This is a genomic window from Psychrobacter piscatorii (genome assembly GCF_904846415.1).
GTDB lineage: Bacteria > Pseudomonadota > Gammaproteobacteria > Pseudomonadales > Moraxellaceae > Psychrobacter > Psychrobacter piscatorii.
This window is the reverse complement of record NZ_CAJHAR010000107.1, coordinates 1-571: the sequence shown is the minus strand read 5'-3', so window position 1 is coordinate 571 and position 571 is coordinate 1. Positions and strand designations below refer to the sequence as shown.

Annotated in this window: 1 pseudogene; it reads left to right on the top strand. The window is 43.6% G+C overall.

The features are described 5' to 3' along the window. A pseudogene (locus tag JMX83_RS15080) lies at positions 1 to 571 on the top strand (RNA-guided endonuclease InsQ/TnpB family protein); the annotation flags it as partial.

Below are 571 nucleotides of genomic sequence, written 5' to 3'. Positions count from 1 at the left end.
GATCTAAAGAGCAATCCTGATTTCGAGTTCTTAAAAACCAGCTCAAACGCTGTATCCTTACAACAAAAAGTACGTGATCTGGCATCAAGCTGGTCGCGTTTCTTTGATCCTAAAGCACATGCCAAGCTAAAAGAAAATAAAAAGAAACCTCGCAAACCCAAGTTCTTTAAACTTGCTGATGGCACAGAGATTCAACGACGACCGTTGATGCCACAATTTAAGCGCAAATCCGATGGGTATGACTCAATTCGCTTGGTTCAGTTTGATAAATACTGCCGTGTTGAGGGCAATCGAGTAAAACTGCCTAATGGCATTGGTCTGGTGAAATTCAGAAAATCGCAAGACGTTATTGGCACGATTAAAAACATCACCATCAGCAAGAAGTCAGGGCACTGGTACGTGTCGTTTGGCACAGAGCGCGAACTGACTGAAAACCCTCGCCATCCCTCTAAAACCGCCATTGGCTTGGACATGGGTATCAGCAAACTACTCACCACCTCAAACGGTCAGTACATTAAACCTAAGAACAGCTTTAAAGCCAATCAAGTAAAACTGGCCAAATTACAGCGTC